The sequence below is a fragment of the Skermanella sp. TT6 genome (genome assembly GCF_016653635.2).
GTDB lineage: Bacteria > Pseudomonadota > Alphaproteobacteria > Azospirillales > Azospirillaceae > Skermanella > Skermanella cutis.
On record NZ_CP067420.1, the window covers coordinates 4,068,640 to 4,086,509 of the forward strand.

A 17,870-nucleotide genomic window follows, 5' to 3' on the forward strand; every position below is an offset into this window, starting at 1 on the left:
CGCCTGGAACAAAACAAGAACACACCAGGCGCGGGATAAGGTCAAGGCGGTGGAGGGAATTTCCTGCTCTTTAGGAGGAGGTAAGCGTGGGATCAGGCCGGCCGGTCGGCACCCGAAGCCGGGACGGGATCATGGCAACAGACGCAGATCTTGTTCCCGTCCGGGTCACGGAAATAGGCGCCGTAATAATCGGGATGATAATGGGGCCGGAGACCCGGCCTCCCCTCGTCCAGCCCTCCGGCGGCCATGGCGATGGCGTGACACCGATCGACGGCTTCCCGGCTCGGGGCGAGCAGAGCGACCATGTGCCCGTTGCCCGGCTCAGCCCGCTGCCCGTCATAGGGCGCGCCGATGACGAACAGCGGCCGCCCGCCCGCCTTCGGCATCCAGCCTGCCCAGGAATTCTCGGGCTCGCAGAACTTCAGCGGATATCCAAGTTCCGCCATGAGGGCGTCATAGAAGGTGAAGGCGCGCTGGAAATCGGTGATCCCGACATAGACATGGGACAGCATCGGCTTTTCCCCATCGGTTTGGTGATTGGACGGGAGACGGGAACCATGGTCCGCGCGACGGCCCAGGATCGACGCCCGACATGCCGGCATCCCGGATCTTACAGATCAGCATATGCCCGCCGATCCGCCTCCGAATTCCACTCGTGGAAGACATGGAAGGGATCATCGGCCTGTTGGGGGACGGCGCGCGTCAGGATCACGCGGCTTTGCTCGATGCGGTACGCGATCCTGTCACCCTCGCGCAGCCCGAGCGCGGTACGCACCCGCTTCGGAGTGGTCGTCTTTCCCTTGCGAGTGAGCTTGCTGGTAATCATCGGACCTCCGCGTGCAGGAGCGATCGACCTTGAGGTGGTTGCCGACCATCGGCAAGGCGGCGCGTAGCGGCAGAATACCCCATGCTCTTCGAGAATGGGTATGGGAGGATCGTGGAGAAGCCGGCCACCGGACATATGATGGCCGTGGCCGGCAACAGTGCCGAGTAGGTCCGGACCATCTTCCGGGCGATGCTCGTGGCCGGCGGCGGCTCGGTCAACCGGCTGCAATAGCCGGGGCGCCCGCTGGGTCCGAAACGAAACCCTCAGCCGCCGCCCAAGCAGGCGCCGGCATCATTACGCTTCCGGAACCATAGCCTGGACCGGCGTCCCCCGGCACCCCACATGCCTGTAATGAGAAACCTGATGATCGTGGCCGCCCTGCTGCTGCCCATCGGCACGGCGGCGGCCCAGGTGCCGGGGGAACGCAACGTCATTTCTCCCCACCGCACCCCTGTGCCGGGCGAACGTATCGATCCGTCCGACCGGGGACGGGCAGAGCTATACCGGGACCAGCTCCGCGGAAGCCAGGAAAGGCGCGAGCTGCTGGACCGGCAGGGCAAGGCGGATATCTTGGACCGGCGCGAACTGCTGGACCTGCGGGACGAGTCGCGCCGGATGGACAGGGCGCTGGAGCGGTAGGCACGCCGGATTCCGGAGGGTGCGCGTCCCGCGCACCAGGGGCGGCGGGACGCCGCCCCTCCGAGAAAAGGGACGTCAGGCCGCAGAGCCCGGGTCGGCCTGGCGCAGGCGGAGCGCGTCGGCGATGGCGCGGCGGAGCTGACGCGGTTCGAAGGGTTTGCGCAGGAAGATCTCCGCCTCGGCCTCTTCCGCCTGGGCGGCGTCGATCTGGCCGGAGATCATCAGGGCGCCGATGTTGAATCGCTGGCGAAGCTCGCGCGCGGCGGCGATGCCGTCGCTGCCGTCGGCCAGCCGGACATCCATCACCACCAGGTCGGGACGATGCTCCTCGGCGAGGCGCAGGGCCTCGGTCCGGGTACGCGCCAAGCCGCATACCGTATAGTCCATTCCCTCGATCAGCCGCTCCAGATCCATCGCGATCAGCATCTGATCCTCGACGATCAGAATCTTGCAGCCTTCCGTCATAAAAGCCTCCCGCTCACCGGCGCTGCCCCGGGGCGCGCCGCGACAGCACACTCTAACGCCGAAAGCCTCCGGTCGATGACAACGAAGGAGTAGAGGTCGGGTAGGAGTAGAGGTTGACGTCCGGAACTTAACCGCACCCTGAGGGTTGGGCGGACACCGTACAAACCAAGGGTGCAACCGATGGCGACCTCAGCCGCCGCTCCGACCTCGATCGAACTGGCTTCTTCCGAACGTACCGTGATGGCCGTGCTGCGCGGCGAGGCCTTGCAGACTCTTCAGAGGGATGTGCTTCCGGCATATCTCCTGCGTCACCGCTGGTACGGCGCCAAGGATGCCGGTAAGCCCGCTGTCACCCTGGCTGCGGGCGAGGAGCTGCCGACCGAAGACGGGCCGGCGCTGCTGGCGACGCTCCGCGTGCAACCGCCGGGCGCAGCCGAGCAGCGCTACTTCCTGCCGCTCATGGTGGTGTGGGGCGACCCGGGCCAAGGCGGGGCCGACCCCGGCGACCCGGCCGTTCTGGCGAGCATCCGCCAGGACGGGCGCGCCGGCGTGCTGATCGACGCTTTCGCTCGCGACGCCTTCGTGCGGGCCCTGCTGGCGCGGATGGCCGGGGAGAGCGGCGGCAGGAAAGGCGTGGCGGCGGAAGCGGCGCCCGCGATCCAGCGATCCAGGACGGAACAGTCCAACACCTCGATCCGGATCGGCTCCAGCGCGATGCTGAAGGGCTTCCGCAAGCTGGAGCCGGGCATCCATCCCGAGGTGGAGGTCGGTCGTTTCCTGACCGGAACGGCCAAGTTCGCCAATACTCCCGCCCTGCTCGGCACGATCGAGCAGACCGACGAGTCCGGCCGGCCAATCGCGCTGTGCGTCCTCCAGGCGCTGGTGCCGGACGCGGAGGACGCCTGGGGGCACGTGCTGGAGCGGGCGAAGACGCCGCCCGGTCCTGACCTGCTGGCCCTGGTCGGCCGGCTGGGGCAGCGCACCGCCGAGATGCACCACGCGCTCGCCACGCGGACCGACGATCCGGCCTTCCGGGCCGAGCCGGTCGGCGGCGAAACGATCGGGGAGTGGGTCGAGGCTGTGCGGACGATGGCCCGGACCACCCTGGCGTCCCTGGAACGCGCCCTGCCCGGCCTGTCACCGCAAGTGCGCGGCGAGGCGGAAAGGCTGCTGGCCCGGCGGGACGAGCTGATGGGCCGGTTCGACGCGCTGGCGCCCAGGGACCTGGAGGTCAGCCGCACCCGGCTGCACGGCGACTACCACCTGGGTCAGGTGCTGGTGTCGCGCGGCGACGTCTTCATCATCGATTTCGAAGGCGAACCGATGCGCCCCCTGGCAGAGCGGCGCGCCAAGCATTCGCCGCTGCGCGACGTGGCGGGCATGCTGCGCTCCTTCGCCTATGCCGCGGCGACCGCCAAGCCGGACCGGCCGGAAGACTGGACGCGGACGGTGAACGAGACCTTCCTGAACGCCTATCGCGAGGCGGTCAAGGGCGCGCCGGGCCATCCCGGGAACCCCGCCCATGCCGACAGCCTGCTCCGGCTGTTCCTGTTCGAGAAGGCGCTCTACGAGGTCGGCTACGAGCTGGCGAACCGGCCGGACTGGGTCGCGATCCCGCTGAAAGGCGTGACGGAGCTGCTGGACGGGGCGCCGGCCTCCCCCGCCCCGTCCAACACGCCGGCGCTCGACAGGCTGGCCGAGCGGGCCGGCATCGAGCTGGAATACAAGAACGCCGCCGGGCAGATGGTCCGCATGTCGGAGAGCGCCAAGCGCAACATGCTGGCCGCCCTGGGCCACGACGTGCCCGACGAGCGCGCCGCGGGCGCGCGGCTGGAGGCCCTGGAACAGGCCGACCTGGGCCGGCCGCTGCCGCCGGTCTCGGTGGTCCGGGCCAGCCGGCGGCGGGTCGAGGTGCCGCTCTCCTTCACCCCCAGCGCCGCCCAGTTGCGCTGGCACGTGGACGAGGAAGGCGGCCGGCGGCACGAGGGGACCGTCAAGTTCTCCGACCTGGAACTGCTGCATACCGGCGAGCATGCCGGACGCGCGGTGGAGCGCCGGCGGCTGGTGATCGAGCAGGAGCTCCCGCCCGGATACCATACCCTGGCCGTGGGCGGCGGCGGGATGGCGGAAGCCACCATGCCGCTGATCGTGACCCCGGACCGCTGCCACTTGCCGCCGGAGGTATCGGAAGGCAACGGGATCTGGGGCATCTCCGCCCAGCTCTATCTGTTGCGCTCCCGTGACGATTGGGGCATCGGCGACTTCGCCGACCTGAAGAGCTTCGTCGGCAAGTCCGCCGACCTGGGCGCGTCGGTGATCGGGCTGAACCCGCTGCACACCATGTTCCCGGACAACCCGGGCCATGCCAGCCCCTATTCCCCGGCGAGCCGGCTGTACTTGAACATCCTCTACATCGATCCGGCCAAGCTGCCGGAATATCCGGGCTGCGAGCGCTGCCGCGTCCTGACCGAGGCGCCGGAGTTCAAGCGCAGGCTCCAGGCCGCCCGCGACGCCGATCTGGTGGATTACGCCGAGGCCGCGGCGCTGAAGCTTCCGGTGCTGGAGGTGCTCTTCCAGCAGTTCAAGGAGCGGGCTTCGGCGGAGCGGCGGGACGCCTTCGCCCGGTTCCGCCGCGAGCAGGGCGAGCCGCTGGAGCGGCTCTGCCGGTTCCTGGCGCTGCGGGCGCATTTCGCGCCGGACAAGGCGGACTGGCGCACCTGGCCGCCGGAATACCGGAAGCCCGACGGCGAGGCGGTGGATCGTTTCGCCCGCGAAAACGCCGACCGGATCGACTTCCACGCCTGGACCCAATGGGTCGCCGACGAGCAGCTGGCGGAAGCCGCCGCGGAGGCCAAGGCGCGCGGCATGGCGGTCGGCCTCTACCGCGACCTGGCGGTCGGGGCCGACAGCAGCGGCGCGGAGACCTGGGCGAACCCCGGGCTGGTGGTGTCGTCGGCCCATGTCGGGGCGCCGCCCGACCTGTTCAACCCGGCCGGGCAGGACTGGGGCCTGCCGCCGTTCGACCCGCAGGCGCTGCGCGAGCAGGCCTATGCCGGCTTCATCGACCTCGTCCGGGCCAACATGCGCCATGCCGGCGGCCTGCGGATCGACCATGTCATGGCGCTCCAGCATCTCTACTGGATCCCGGAGGGCAAGCCGGCGTCGGAGGGGGTCTACGTCTCCTATCCGCTGGACGACATGGTCGGCATCCTGGCCTTGGAGAGCCAGCGCAACCGCTGCCTGGTGGTCGGCGAGGACCTGGGCACCGTGCCGGAAGGCTTCCGCGAGCGCATGACCGAGGCCGGCATCCTGTCGTACCGGGTGGTCTTCTTCGAATATGCCGAGGGCGGCGGCTTCGTCGGGCCGGAGGATTATCCGCACTTGGCACTCTCGACCGTGGGCAGCCACGACCTGGCGACGCTGCGCGGCTGGTGGGAGGAGCACGATATCGGCCTGAAGGAGCGCCACGGCCTCTATCCCGGCGCGGACGAGGCCGGGAACCAGCGGAACCTCCGCGCCCGCGACAAGCAGGCGCTGCTGGACGCCCTGAAGGCGGCCGGGCTGGACCTGCCTGCCGGCTTCTCGGTTGGGTCCGACTATGACGACGCGCTGTCGGAGGCGGTCCACCGGTTCCTGGCACGAACCCGCTCCGGCATCGCGATGGTCCAGATCGACGAGCTGACCGAGGAGCCGCACCAGGTCAACCTGCCCGGCACCACCGACCAGCACCCCAACTGGCGCCGCAAGCAGTCGTTGAGCCTTGAGGAACTAAACGGCAACCCGCGCGTTGTCGCGCTGGCACGGATCTTCCGGGACGCCCGCCCGCTCACTTCCTCCGCCAAAGAGGCCGATTTCAAATGAATGATTCAAGCGGCACGCCCATTCCGCGGGCAACCTACCGCCTGCAATTCAACAAGGATTTCCAGTTCGACGACGCGAGCGCGCTGACCGAATACATGGCCCGGCTGGGCGTCAGCCATCTCTATGCCTCGCCTTACATGAAAGCGCGGCCGGGCAGCACGCACGGCTACGATATCGTCGACCACAACGCCATCAACCCGGAGCTGGGCGGCGAGGAAGGCTTCAAGCGGCTGATCGCCGCCCTGAAACAGGCCGGGCTGGGCCAGATCGTGGACTTCGTGCCCAACCATATGGGTGTCGGCGGTTCCGACAATGCCTGGTGGCTGAACATTCTGGAATGGGGCCAGGACTCGGCCTATGCCGGCTATCTCGACATCGACTGGGATCCCGACCGCCGCTTCCTCCAGGGCAAGCTGCTGATCCCGTTCCTGGGCGACCAGTACGGCAAGGTGCTGGAGGACGGCGACCTGGCGCTGAAGTTCGACCCGGAGGAAGGCAGCTTCGCGGTCTGGGCGTACGGCACCCACAAGCTGCCGATCTGCCCGCTGAACTACGCCGAGATCCTGGGCCACGACAATCCCGACCTGGAGAACCTGGGCGACGCCTTCGGCGCGCTGCCGACCTTCCGGCCCCACGTGGAGCGCCGCGCCTCCGAGCTGAAGGCGGAACTGGCGAGCCTGGTCGCCGGGAAGCCGGAGGTGGCGCAGGCCGTCGAGGCGGGCATCAAGCGGTTCACCGGGACGGCGGGCCAGCCCGACAGCTTCCGGGCGCTGCACGAGCTGATCCAGCAGCAGAACTGGCGCGCCGCCTATTTCAAGGTCGCGGCCGACGACATCAATTATCGCCGCTTCTTCAACATCAACGAGCTGGCCGGCCTGCGCATGGAGCAGCCGGAGCTGTTCGACCTGAGCCACCGGCTGGTGCTGGACCTGGTCGAGGACGGCACGCTGGACGGCATCCGGATCGACCATATCGACGGCCTCGTGGACCCCAAGGGCTATTGCATCCGCCTGCGCGAGAAGGCGCCGCGCCCTTTCTATCTGGTGGTCGAGAAGATCCTGGCGCACCACGAGCATCTGCGCGAGGACTGGCCGATCGAGGGCACGACCGGCTACGAGTTCACCAACCTGGTGGGCGGCATCTTCGTGGATGCGGCGGGCGAGGAGGCCTTCGACCGGATCTACACGGAGTTCACCGGCCAGACCCGGTCTTTCGAGGACATCGTCCACGAGAGCAAGATCCGGATCATGGAGCACGAGATGGCGAGCGAGCTGAACGTGCTCGCCCGCGACGCCGCCCGGATCGCCCGGTCCAACTGGCGGACGGCCGACTTCACCAACAACATCCTACATTCCGCCCTGAAGGAGATCGTCGCCCGCTTCCCGGTCTACCGGACCTATATCGACGGCACGACCCCGGCGGAGAGCGACCGGCGCTACATCGACTGGGCCATCGCCCAGGCGCGCCGGGCGGTGGACGCGGCCGACCCCAGCGTGTTCGACTTCCTCCAGGCGCTGCTGACCGGCGACCTGGTGGCCGAGCCGCGCAGCGGCTACAGCCGCTTCGCCGTGATCCGGCTGGCCATGCGGGTGCAGCAGTACAGCGGGCCGGTGATGGCCAAGGGGCTGGAGGACACCGCCTTCTACCGCTACAACCGGCTGGTCTCCCTGAACGAGGTGGGCGGCCACCCCGAGCTGTTCGGCGTCAGCGTCAGCGCCTTCCATTACGCCAACGCGGAGCGGGCGCGGCGCTGGCCGCACGCGATGCTGGGCACATCGACCCACGACACCAAGCGCGGCGAGGACACCCGCGCCCGCATCAACGTGCTGTCGGAGATGCCGGAGGAGTGGGAACGCCAGATCCGCACCTGGAGCCGGATGATCCGCGCCCGGCGCGGCGACATGGCCGGCACGGCGCCGCCGGACAAGAACGACGAGTACCTGCTGTACCAGCTCCTGGTCGGGTCATGGCCGGCCGAGCTGACCAACGTCACGCAGCCGGATGCCGCCCTGCTGAAAGGCTATATCGGTCGTGTCGAGGGCGCGATGATCAAGTCGATCCGCGAGGCCAAGGTCCATTCGACCTGGGCCGCCCCCAACACGGAGTACGAGGAGGCGGTGATCGCCTTCCTGCACGAATGCCTGGACGTCTCCCGCCGCAGTCCCTTCCTGGAAGCTTTCGTGCCGTTCCAGGCGCGGGTGGCGAAATTGGGGGCGCTCAACGGCCTGGCGCAGGTGCTTCTGAAGCTGACCGTCCCGGGCGTGCCCGACATCTACCAGGGTTCCGAGATGTGGAACCTCAGCTTGGTCGATCCGGACAACCGGCTGCCGGTGGACTATGACATGCACCAGCGGGCGCTGGACCAGCTGGAAGGCGAGCTGGAGCAGGACCCCTCCTGCCTGCCCGCCCTGTTCGACCATTGGCAGGACGGCGTCGTCAAGCTGGCGGTGACCCGGCAGGCTCTGAAGCTGCGCACCGAGAAGCCGGAGCTGTTCGCCCACGGCTCCTACGAGGCGCTGGCGGCGCAGGGAGCCAAGGCCGACCAGGTCTGCGCCTTCGCTCGCCTGCACGAGGGCGACACCGTGATCGTCGCGGTTCCCCGCTTGGTCGCCCGGCTGGAGGACGATCCGGACTGGGGCGACACGGCGGTGGTTCTGCCGACCTCGGTCGGCGCCGGCCGCTGGCGCAACCTGCTGACCGGCGCCGTGATCGAAACGCAGCCCCGGGAAGACGGCGCCGCCTTCCCGGCCGGCACGCTGCTGGGCAAGTTCCCGTTCGCGCTGCTGGTTCCGGAAGCGTGAGTCTGGCACCTTGCTGATCGGGCGACGCCGGCCGGGGCGGGAACGATACCGCTTTCCATCCGTCGAGGACTCGCCAAGAGTGATCGGGCTCGGGGCGGAACCACGGATCGGACAGGCGGCATGGGGGCGGACGGCACGACAAGAGAGCGGAATGGACGGCAGTCGTTGCCACTCCTCGCCCGGCGGTTGATGCCGCCGACGCGCCCTGCCCCGGCCCCCCTCCTGGCGGCGGAAGGGGCGGCGGTCGGTTCGTCCCCCGCGAGCCGCAGCGACCCGCTGCGGCGCGGAGAAATGCTGCACCGTGTGTCCCATGCCGCGACGTGAGCCCGGAACGCCGGCCCGGCCCGGATCGCATTCGGATGCCGGCGGCATCATGCTGCGGCTGGCGGCGGCGGGGCTCTTCACGCTCATGTCGCTGTTCGTCCGGCTGGCGTCCTTCGAGGCGCCGGTCGGGCAGATCGTCTTCTATCGCAGCGCCTTCGCCCTGTTGCCGATCGTGGCCTATCTCCTCTGGCGCCGGCAGTTTCCCCACGGGCTGAGGACCAGCCGGCCGGGCGGCCACCTGAAGCGCAGCCTGTACGGCTGCACCGCCATGTTCTTCTCCTTCATATCGCTGGCCTATCTGCCGCTGGCGCTGGCCTCCGCCCTGGCGTTCCTGGCGCCGCTGCTGCTGGTGCCGGCCGCCATGGTGGCGTTGGAGGAACGGCCCGGCGTGGTCGTGGTCGGGGCGGCGCTCGCGGGATTCCTCGGAGTCGCCATGATGCTTGCCCCGGCGTTCGAGGGGCCGTCGCTCGACTCGGGCACGCTGATCGGCGTCGCCGCCGGCCTGGCGATGGCGGTCACGACGGCGTCCGCCAAGGTCCAGATCAAGATGCTGACCACGACGGAGCCGCCGGGCACCATCGCCTTCTACTTCGCCGTCGTGTGCGCCCTGGCGGGCCTCGCCACCCTCCCCCTCGGCTGGGCCTCGCCCACGGGCGCCGCGCTGGCTTATCTGATCGGCGCCGGGATCGCCGGCGGGCTGGCGCACATCGCCATGACCGAGGCGCTGGCCCGCGCCCCGGCCTCGACGCTGGCACCGTTCGAGTACACGTCCATGATCTGGGCGCTGCTCTTCGACGCGGCCATATTCGGCATGCTGCCGTCGCCCCTCGGGCTGGCCGGCGCCCTGGTGATCGTCGCGGCGGCGGCGGTGGTCGCCTTCGCCGACGGCATCTTTCCCGGGCGCCGGGCCCCGACCCTTACTCTGCCGGCGGAGTGCCGATCAGGCCCAGGCCACCCTCCTGGTCCAGGGCGAAGACCAGGAGCTGGGTGAACTGGGTGTCGCTGAAGTTGTTGTCGCTGACCAAGGTCAGGCTCTGCCGACCGTCGGGCAGCAACGGTCCCAGCGCCATGCCTTCGATATTGTCGAGCGGCAGGCCGATCCCGGAGAAATCGAACACCAGTTCCTTCTCCACCGCCTTCGGCGCCTTTTCCAGCCCGTCGAGGGCCTGGATGCCGGAGATGTCGTCGGCACCGCCGATCCGCACCTCGAAGAGCTTGATCGTGTTGCCGGCACCGGTGCTGAACGACCGTTCCAGCGCCAGCAGCGTCCCCGCGTTGTCGAGGGCGAGCAGATCGACGAGCCCGTTGGTGGCGAAGGCGTCCTCGGGCACCGGCGGCTCGGCGACGGCCTCGGTCTCGTAGAGATACTCCGCCTTGACCTTGCCCTCGGCGGTGTCGAAGGCCAGAATGCGCGACGGGCTGCCCTGCTCCAGGTCGGCGGCCGGGCCATCCTGGACCAGCGCGTTCTCGGTGGCGGAATAGAGCGTCCGCTGGTCCGGGGTCAGGGTCAGGCTCTCGAAGGCCAGGTTGTTCCGGATGCCGGACGCGCCGTCCTCGGCCGGCAGGAACTTCTCCGGTATCTCCAGCGTCCCGGTCTGCCGCCCTTCCAGCGAGAACTCGTTGACGAAGGGCGCGATCCCCGCGCCGGCGTCGCCTTCGGAGGAGAGGTAGAGCTTGCCCGAGCCGGCATAGGCCAGCCCTTCCGGATCGACCGAGCCGTCGGCGAAGGGCTCGCCGCCGGCGTCCGTCAGGGTGGTCACGCCGGTGACGGAGAGGTCGTCGTTGGCGAAGCGCCCGTCGGCCAGGTCAAGTTCCAGCGTGTAGAAGCGCGGCGTGCCGGTGTCGCCGCCGCGGCTGTCGGACAGGGCGTGGAAGACGCCGCGCTCCGGGTCCCAGGTCAGGGCGGACAGGCCGCCGATCTCGGTCCCCTCGAACTCGGTGCCGGTGGCGAGGAAGGCGGCGCCCTGGAACTCCACCCCCTTGACCTCCACCACGGGTTCGCCGGTGATCACCAGGTCGGCCCAGACCAGCCGGTGGTCAGACGCGTCGATCAGGTCGGCGCCCGGCCGGCCCGGCGCCGGCCAGAAGACTCCGGCATCCTTGACGTCGAAGCCGTTGACGGACGGCAGGACGTAATCCACCCGCAGGTTGCCCGGCGGCTCGGAGAAGTCGGCGGTGTCCAGGCCGGGATGTCCCAGATGGTCCAGGTTGACGCCGCCGTCGGCGAAGCTGTCCACGACGGCGCCCTCGCTGTCGGGGGCGACGGTCGGATCCACCCAGGGATTGCCGACGATCTGCTGGGCGGCGCCCGGCACGCTGTCGCCGTCGAAGGGGTCCGTGTTGTAGTCGCCGACGATCACGAAGCGCTCGCCGGCGCCCAGGCCGCCCGTCTTGCCGGCGTCGTCATAGATGTAGCTGCCGGCGCCGGGCGTGACATAGTCGTCCCAGAAACGGATCTCGTCGTAGTTGCGCAGCCCGTTGCGGTCCTCAGGCCCGTCGAACACCGGAGGCGTGGGATGGGCGGCCAGGACATGGACGATCTCGCCGTCGACCTCGACCGGCACGTCCACGTGGTTCTTGGACGACAGGCGGAGGACGTCCAGCTCCTCGTCGCCGTAGAAACCTTCCGGGATGCGGGCGTCGGGCATGTCCTTCCACAGGAACTCCTGGAAGGTGCGGACCTGGTCCTCGACGATCGGGTGCTTGGAATAGATCACGAAGGCGAACTGGCCGGGAAAGGCGCCGAAGCCGAAAGCGTCGTTCGGGCCGCCGACCGAGCCGCTATTGTCGAGGTCGAAGCCGGAGGGCACGCCGGTGTTGCTCGCCGCCACGTACTGGTAGGGGTAATCGACCGGGTCCTGCCCGTTCTGACCGACCTTGAGGTAGTTGTCGCGGAACAGGTCGGCGGCCTTGCCCTCGGCGTCATAGTCGAACTCGTTGACCAGCACGATATCGGGGTCGGTGCGCTGGATGATCTCGGCGACCTTGCGGGCCTGCTCGTCGGCGCCGGTGGAGAGGTCGGTGATCAGTTCGCCCTCCTCCTCCCGGTTCAGCGAGGCGTTGTAGGTGGCGACCCTGATCCGGTCGCCGATACCGGTCAGGTCCTCCAGCACGTCGGCGGCGACGCCGGGCTGGTCGGTGAAGATGCCGTCCACGCCGAGCCTGGTCAGCAGTTCGACCTGCTCCGGCAGGGTCTGGGCGGTGCCGTCCTCCTCCAGCGCCAGGAAGGGTTCCTCCGCCCGCAGGGTGTAGGGGGTGACCTTCAGGCCGGCCTCATGGGCATCGGCGACCAGCGGCCGGATCTCGCCGGTCAGGCGGGAAGTGACCTGCGCCCGGCCGTCGCCGTCGGCATCCACCGGCGTTTGCAGCGGTTCGCGGATGATGAAGCTGTCGGTCCAGGGGCCGATCCCCTCGGCATAGGTGTCGGCGATCTGCTTCAGCGCCTCCGGCTTGACCAGGTCGGCATAGTCGGTCTCCCCCGTCACCTCGAAGGGCAGTCCGTCATAGACCGACAGGTCCGCACCGAGGCCGGCATTGTCCGGGTTGGCGTTGAAGGCGATGTCGTAGGGGATGGAGAAGCCGCCGCCCGCCTCGTTGAAGAAGGCGCCCTCGACGTCGCCCAGCAGCTGGACCAGCGGCAGGTCGATGCCGGCGGCCGGCATGATCTCGTCCTGGAGTTCCAGCAGGTTGGCGACTTCGAAGCTCTGGATGGTGACGCGGTCGGGATCGGCGAAGCCCTGCTCGGTCACGGTCTCGACCAGCACGCGGCCGGTGTCCACGCCAATCGGCGAGCCGCCGTCCACCACGTCGAGGCGGCCGTTGCCGTTGGCGTCCTCGCCGTCGTCCAGCGTGCCGTCCCCGTCGCCGTCCTCGTTTTGGTGGGTGCCCTCGAACTCGAAATAGGTCGGGTGCTTGGTTTCCGGGATGATGCCGATCTTCCGGCCCGTTTCCGCCTCGACTTGCCGGACGAGCTGGATCACCTCCTCGAAGGTCGGGATCTCGAACTGGTCATCGAAGGCCGCGTTCTCCGGCCGGATGTCGGGGATGCGCTCGCGGGCGTTCAGCTGCTTGATCTCGGCTAGCGTGAAATCCTCGCTGAACCAGCCGGCGACCGGGTCGCCGTCGAGCACCTTGACGCTGAGCCGGTCGAGGAAGTCGGGCGCCCCGTCCCCGTCGCCGTCGAATTCGGCGACGTTGGTGGTCGCCTGGGTCACCACCGGCCGGCCGTCGTCGCCGAACACGATGTCGCCGTCCTCGTCCAGCGCGACCTGCGCCAGCAGGTTTTCATGGCGGGCGATCAGGACCCCGTCGCGGGTGGTGACCAGATCCGGTTCGATGATGTCGGCGCCGAGCTCGATCGCGAGCCGATAGGCTTCGAGCGTGTGCTCGGGGCGGGAGCCGCTGGCGCCGCGATGCCCGATGACGAGCGGCAGCCCTCCGTCCAGCGGCCGGCCTTCCGGAATGTCCGATGATTGCATGACGGATTCCCTTCTCCTGGCCCTGCTTCCCATGACGCCGGCCGCCGGTAAATTCGTTGTCGTTGAAGCGGTTAGCCGGCGCCGCGATCGTGAAGACCCCGGATGACACTTGCGTGAAGGGGGAGTGAATATTTAACTAACTAAGAAACACACCAAATTTGTATTTGAATATCTGATAGCATTACTTAATACGGCTAAAGACGTTCGACCTGGAGGGATGGAAGAGATCCAGGCCAAATTCCAGGATATGGCGCAGGCTCGCAAAAGGCACAACCTCGGATCCACTGCGTGGAAGTCGGCTTCGCCGTCCGCTGCTGGTTCCGGAGGGCTGAGGCAGTGGTCGGAAGTTGCCTGAAGGTGCTTCCCGGCCCTGGGCCCGTCCAGGCCGCCAGGTGACGAACCCTGTCAATGAACGAATAGCTTCACGAAAATGCCGATTTGAAAGGCGAGGACGAAGCCCATCATCCATTTCAGCAGGTTCATGTCCGACTTCAGGGTACCCACGTCGTCATCCCGCTTACCGAGTGCCGCAGCTGCCTTCACCGCCTTGTCCTCCGGTACGTCGATGACCGAAAGGCTATTTGGACTTCGCTCCGCATCGTCGTCATCGGGGCTTCCTCCGTGAAAATTTACATTTTCAGACGATGAGTTCAACGTCGCATACAATGGGCCGCTTTCAGGCGGGACGATACATCACTTGAGAGACCGGGATGTATGACAGCTTGTCACGTTCGGTGCTGTGCGTGGCCACCAGGACCTGCTTGCCTGCGGGTTGAACCGCTCCGGTCCTCGCAGCCGGCCGTTCCCCTCGCCGCACTGTGTTGCGCCATGGGCGCAACCTACGGCTCGATGCAGGGCGGAGATGTTGCGGGCCGACGGTCGTAGGTTGCGCCCATGGCGCAACGCGTCGGATCAGCTGCCTCGGGCGGATCGACGGCTACCGACACGAATAAAGGTGATGGCGAAAATCCTGATGGGCCCCGTAGTCGGCTTGACGTTGGCTGCTCGCAGGATTGAGGACCGACCTCATGAGCGCCACGCAACGGAAGCCGAACAGGTGCAACTTTGACATTGTTAGTTGCTATGAGCTTGTTCTGCGGTAAAGCCGCAGCAGTATACACTGCCAAGCTCTTGAAAAACTGGCGCGCCCTGCTGGATTCGAACCAGCGACCGTCCGCTTAGAAGTCGGTCGATCAATCCTTCATCGGCCTACATGAAAGAACATTCGATCTTCAAAATGCCAGTTATTACTGGCATTTAGGCTTGCCTGGGCTTACACTGACGAACATGCCAATACGCAGGAACTTGTTACCCAAGCTACCCGGCATGTTACCCGCAGTCAGGAGTGTTGTGTGCCCCGTCTCACCGAAAAACCTCTAACCGCCACCTTCGTTGACAAGGTGCGGCCGTCCAATGACCGAACCGAATACCCCGACGCCACTGTTCGGGGCCTGCGCCTGCGCGTTGAGCCGACCGGCAGGAAATCCTGGTCCGTCCTAGGCCGCGCCGATGGCAAGCTGGTCAGGGGGCGCCTGGGCGAGTTCCCAGCCATGTCGCTGGCGAACGCCAGGCTGGAAGCCGTCAAGGTACTGGGCGAGTTGCGCAAGGGCACCAGGCCCAAGGCCGCCGCCACAGCAAAGCGTTCGGTCGAAATGGTGGTTTCCGAGTGGCTGAAGCGGGACCAGTCCTGCAATCGGAGCGCCGCCGAGGTCGAACGGTCATTTCGGAAGGATGTCTTGCCCCAGATCGGCCAGATGGATATCGCCGCGGTCGGCAAGGCCGACATCCACCGACTGCTCGACGCCATCATCGATCGCCACGCGCCTGTGGAAGCAAACCGGGTGTTTAGCCGGTTGCGGCGGATGTTCACCTGGGCTGCCGGCCGCGACTATGTGAGCGCAAGCCCGCTGACGTCGATGGAGGCGCCGAGCAGCGAGCAGTCACGCGACAGGGTACTAACGCCGGAGGAGCTCCGCCTTGTATGGAATGCTGCCGGCCGCGAAGGATATCCCTTCGGACCGATGACCCAGTTACTGATCCTGACCGGTCAGCGCCTCCGGGAAGTCTCGGACGCCCGCTGGTCGGAGTTCGACCTTGACAAAGGCATCTGGACCATCCCAGGCGGACGGGCCAAGAACGGTGTCGAGCACGTTGTCCATCTTGCCCCGGCCGCGCTGGAGGTGCTGAGAACCCTGCCCCGGTATGACGTCGAGTTCCTGTTCACGACAACGCTGACCACCTCCGTCAGCGGCTTCAGCCGTGCCCGCGCCCGGCTCGGGACGGACAGCGGTGTCACCGGATGGTGCTTCCATGACCTGCGCCGGACATTCGCGACGATGGCCAGTCAGGATTTAGGACTCAACCCAGTCGTGATCGATCGTATCCTGAACCACGTCAGCAGCACGGTTCGCGGCATCGCCGCCGTTTACCAGCGGGGTCAGTATCTGGACCAACGCAAGACGGCTCTGAAGGCATGGGCATGCTACGTGGTCGCCCTGGGGCGCACGGATCATATCGAAAATGTAGAGCCGCTGCGGAGGCCGGCATGAGCCGCAAGCCTCCAAAGATCATCGAAGTCTTACACAAGCGGGCTGAACTAAGCGCAAGGGGTGCTCCTCCGCCAGATTTAGAAGATGCCGCGATAGCGTTATTGGCGGAGATCGGGATACTTAATCATGACTGGCGGAACATACCTGATGAAAATTCTGTCGCACGGCGACGGCGGCAGCAGGAGTTATGGTTGGCGCTGAATTACTCCTTCCGGAGCTTTCTGGAAAGTCAGGGGCATGTCTGTCCGGCTCTCAATGACTTGATAGATGCGCAGCAGAACGTACTGAAGGGTGTTTCCGAGGACCGAATGGCGCACACGCAGCGCGTCGGCAACGCTCTGCCGCTCGAAACGGAGTATGCCCGCGCACTGGTCATCGCTGCGATCAACAAGGCGCCTGCTGGTCGAAGGCGGGAAGTGATCGCGATCGGGGCTGCCCACCTGAGGTTCACGTCCAAGCAGGTCAACGAACTTTTGAAGAATCATCGAAAAGGTGCGTATAGCCGGACACTGAGCGATCTAGTGGAGTCGATTGAGTTTCAGATCGAGGCCGGAGTCGGTGCGCACGTGGTCCAGCTGCGTGAGGCCGGACTGCTCGGGTAGACGACCCCCCTTCGTCTACCCGAAGCTGGAAGTGAACCGCCCCGGGATTCCCGGAGGCCGATTTAGTTGAGTCACGCCGCTATGGCGACGTCCTCGGTTTGAGCATAGTAGCGCGCTTCGGCCTCGGCGGGCGGGATATTGCCGATGGGCTCGAGCAGGCGCCGGTGGTTGAACCAGTCCACCCATTCCAGGGTGGCGAACTCGACGGCTTCCAGGGTGCGCCACGGTCCGCGGCGCCGGATCACCTCGGTCTTGTAGAGGCCGTTGATCGTCTCGGCCAAGGCATTGTCATAGGAATCGCCAACGCTTCCCACGGAGGGCTCGACGCCAGCGTCGGTGAGACGCTCGGTGTACTTGATAGCGACATATTGCGACCCGCGATCGGAATGATGAATGAGACCGCTGCCTTTGGCAGGTCGGCGGTCGTGAAGCGCCTGCTCCAGGGCATCCAGCACGAAGCCGGCGTGGGCGGTGCTGGAGACCCGCCAGCCGACGATCCGCCGGGCAAAGGCGTCGATGACGAAGGCCACGTAGACGAAGCCCTGCCAAGTCGCCACATACGTGAAATCCGCCAGCCACAGGGTGTTCGGGCGGGGCGCCCGGAACTGACGGTTCACCCGGTCGAGCGGACACGGCGCCGCCAGGTCGCTTATCGTCGTCCGTACCGTCTTGCCGCGTGTCACCCCCTTCAGCCCCATACGCCGCATCAGGCGGGCTACCGTGCAACGCGCCACGGCAAGGCCTTCCCGCCGCAACTGCCGCCAGACCTTCCGGACCCCGTAGACCTGGAAATTCTCATCCCAGATCCGCCGGATAACCACGCTTATCTCGGCATCGCTTCGCCAGCGGGCCGGCGCCTTTGACGGGTCAGTCCGCCGGGCGGCATGGGCGCGGTAGGTCGACGGGGCGATCGGCAGCACCTTGCAGATCGGCTCGACCCCGTGGACGGCGCGCTGCTCGTCGATGAAGGCGATCATTTCCGGAACGGGCGGTCGAGCTCCGCCTGGGCGAAATACGCCGATGCCTTGCGAAGGATCTCGTTTGCCTGGCGCAGCTCACGGACTTCGCGCTCCAGCGCCTTGATCCGCTCCTGCTCGTCCGTTGTCGGACCAGGCCGCTTGCCCTGGTCGCGCTCGGCCTGCCGGACCCAGCCCCGCAGCGTCTCCGCCGTGCAGCCGATCTTGGTCGCGATCGAGCTGATCGCCGCCCACTGCGACGCGTGCTCGCCTTCGTGCTCGAACACCATCCGAACCGCGCGTTCGCGGACTTCAGGGGCGTACTTGGGTGATGCCTGTTTCGTCATGATGACCCCAGTCTCTCAAGAA

12 protein-coding genes and 1 other annotated feature are annotated in these 17,870 nt (G+C 67.1%); of the genes, 6 read left to right on the forward strand and 6 right to left on the reverse strand.

Annotated features, from left to right (window positions below; genetic code table 11):
* Nucleotides 1-92 precede the first annotated feature (92 nt).
* Together IGS68_RS19005 and IGS68_RS19010 are read right to left on the reverse strand one after the other, a co-directional pair.
* Nucleotides 93-512, reverse strand: a complete 420-nt coding sequence (locus tag IGS68_RS19005) for a VOC family protein (RefSeq protein WP_201072619.1) — start codon at nt 510-512, stop codon at nt 93-95.
* A gap of 98 nt (nt 513-610) precedes the next feature.
* A complete protein-coding gene (locus IGS68_RS19010; RefSeq protein WP_201072627.1) occupies nt 611-826 on the reverse strand; it encodes a type II toxin-antitoxin system PrlF family antitoxin in 216 nt (71 codons plus the stop codon).
* A gap of 342 nt (nt 827-1,168) precedes the next feature.
* Here IGS68_RS19010 and IGS68_RS19015 point away from each other — a divergent pair, with 342 nt between their 5' ends.
* Nucleotides 1,169-1,465: a hypothetical protein gene (locus tag IGS68_RS19015; protein ID WP_201072629.1), complete on the forward strand. Its 297-nt coding sequence runs from the start codon at nt 1,169-1,171 to the stop codon at nt 1,463-1,465.
* A 75-nt stretch (nt 1,466-1,540) separates the two neighbouring features.
* Here IGS68_RS19015 and IGS68_RS19020 read toward each other — a convergent pair whose 3' ends face one another.
* On the reverse strand, nt 1,541-1,930 hold the full coding sequence (locus tag IGS68_RS19020) for a response regulator (protein WP_201072631.1): 390 nt from the start codon (nt 1,928-1,930) through the stop codon (nt 1,541-1,543).
* Nucleotides 1,931-2,110: 180 nt separating this feature from the next.
* Between IGS68_RS19020 and malQ the strand changes: the two genes are divergently transcribed.
* From malQ to IGS68_RS19035, 3 genes are all read left to right on the forward strand, one after another.
* The gene (malQ, locus tag IGS68_RS19025) at nt 2,111-5,791 is read left to right on the forward strand and encodes a 4-alpha-glucanotransferase (protein WP_201072633.1); all 3,681 of its coding nucleotides are present in this window, start codon (nt 2,111-2,113) and stop codon (nt 5,789-5,791) included.
* Complete coding sequence (gene treY / locus IGS68_RS19030; protein ID WP_201072635.1) at nt 5,788-8,592, forward strand: malto-oligosyltrehalose synthase; 2,805 nt, start codon at nt 5,788-5,790, stop codon at nt 8,590-8,592. Before malQ ends, treY begins: the two co-directional genes overlap by 4 nt.
* Before the next feature lie 310 nt (nt 8,593-8,902).
* Nucleotides 8,903-9,907: a DMT family transporter gene (locus IGS68_RS19035; protein WP_201072637.1), complete on the forward strand. Its 1,005-nt coding sequence runs from the start codon at nt 8,903-8,905 to the stop codon at nt 9,905-9,907.
* Here the strand turns inward: IGS68_RS19035 and IGS68_RS19040 are convergent.
* Both IGS68_RS19040 and IGS68_RS19045 read right to left on the reverse strand, forming a co-directional pair.
* On the reverse strand, nt 9,834-13,394 hold the full coding sequence (locus IGS68_RS19040; RefSeq protein ID WP_247880973.1) for an esterase-like activity of phytase family protein: 3,561 nt from the start codon (nt 13,392-13,394) through the stop codon (nt 9,834-9,836). The genes IGS68_RS19035 and IGS68_RS19040 overlap by 74 nt on opposite strands.
* Before the next feature lie 405 nt (nt 13,395-13,799).
* Nucleotides 13,800-14,060, reverse strand: a complete 261-nt coding sequence (locus IGS68_RS19045) for a hypothetical protein (protein WP_201072640.1) — start codon at nt 14,058-14,060, stop codon at nt 13,800-13,802.
* A 686-nt stretch (nt 14,061-14,746) separates the two neighbouring features.
* On the opposite strand from IGS68_RS19045, the gene IGS68_RS19050 reads away from it, so the two are divergent.
* Both IGS68_RS19050 and IGS68_RS19055 read left to right on the forward strand, forming a co-directional pair.
* The gene (locus IGS68_RS19050) at nt 14,747-15,943 is read left to right on the forward strand and encodes a tyrosine-type recombinase/integrase (RefSeq protein ID WP_201072642.1); all 1,197 of its coding nucleotides are present in this window, start codon (nt 14,747-14,749) and stop codon (nt 15,941-15,943) included.
* Nucleotides 15,940-16,545, forward strand: coding sequence for a hypothetical protein (locus IGS68_RS19055; RefSeq protein ID WP_201072644.1), 606 nt, complete (start codon nt 15,940-15,942; stop codon nt 16,543-16,545). Before IGS68_RS19050 ends, IGS68_RS19055 begins: the two co-directional genes overlap by 4 nt.
* Nucleotides 16,546-16,616: 71 nt before the next feature.
* Here the strand turns inward: IGS68_RS19055 and IGS68_RS19060 are convergent.
* A protein-coding gene (locus IGS68_RS19060; protein WP_201072042.1) for an IS3 family transposase occupies nt 16,617-17,848 on the reverse strand; the annotation gives its coding sequence in 2 pieces (ribosomal slippage) (nt 16,617-17,554 and nt 17,554-17,848; 1,233 coding nt in all).
* Nucleotides 17,448-17,564, reverse strand: a sequence feature (AL1L pseudoknot). (Overlaps the previous gene by 117 nt.)
* Nucleotides 17,849-17,870: the final 22 nt, after the last annotated feature.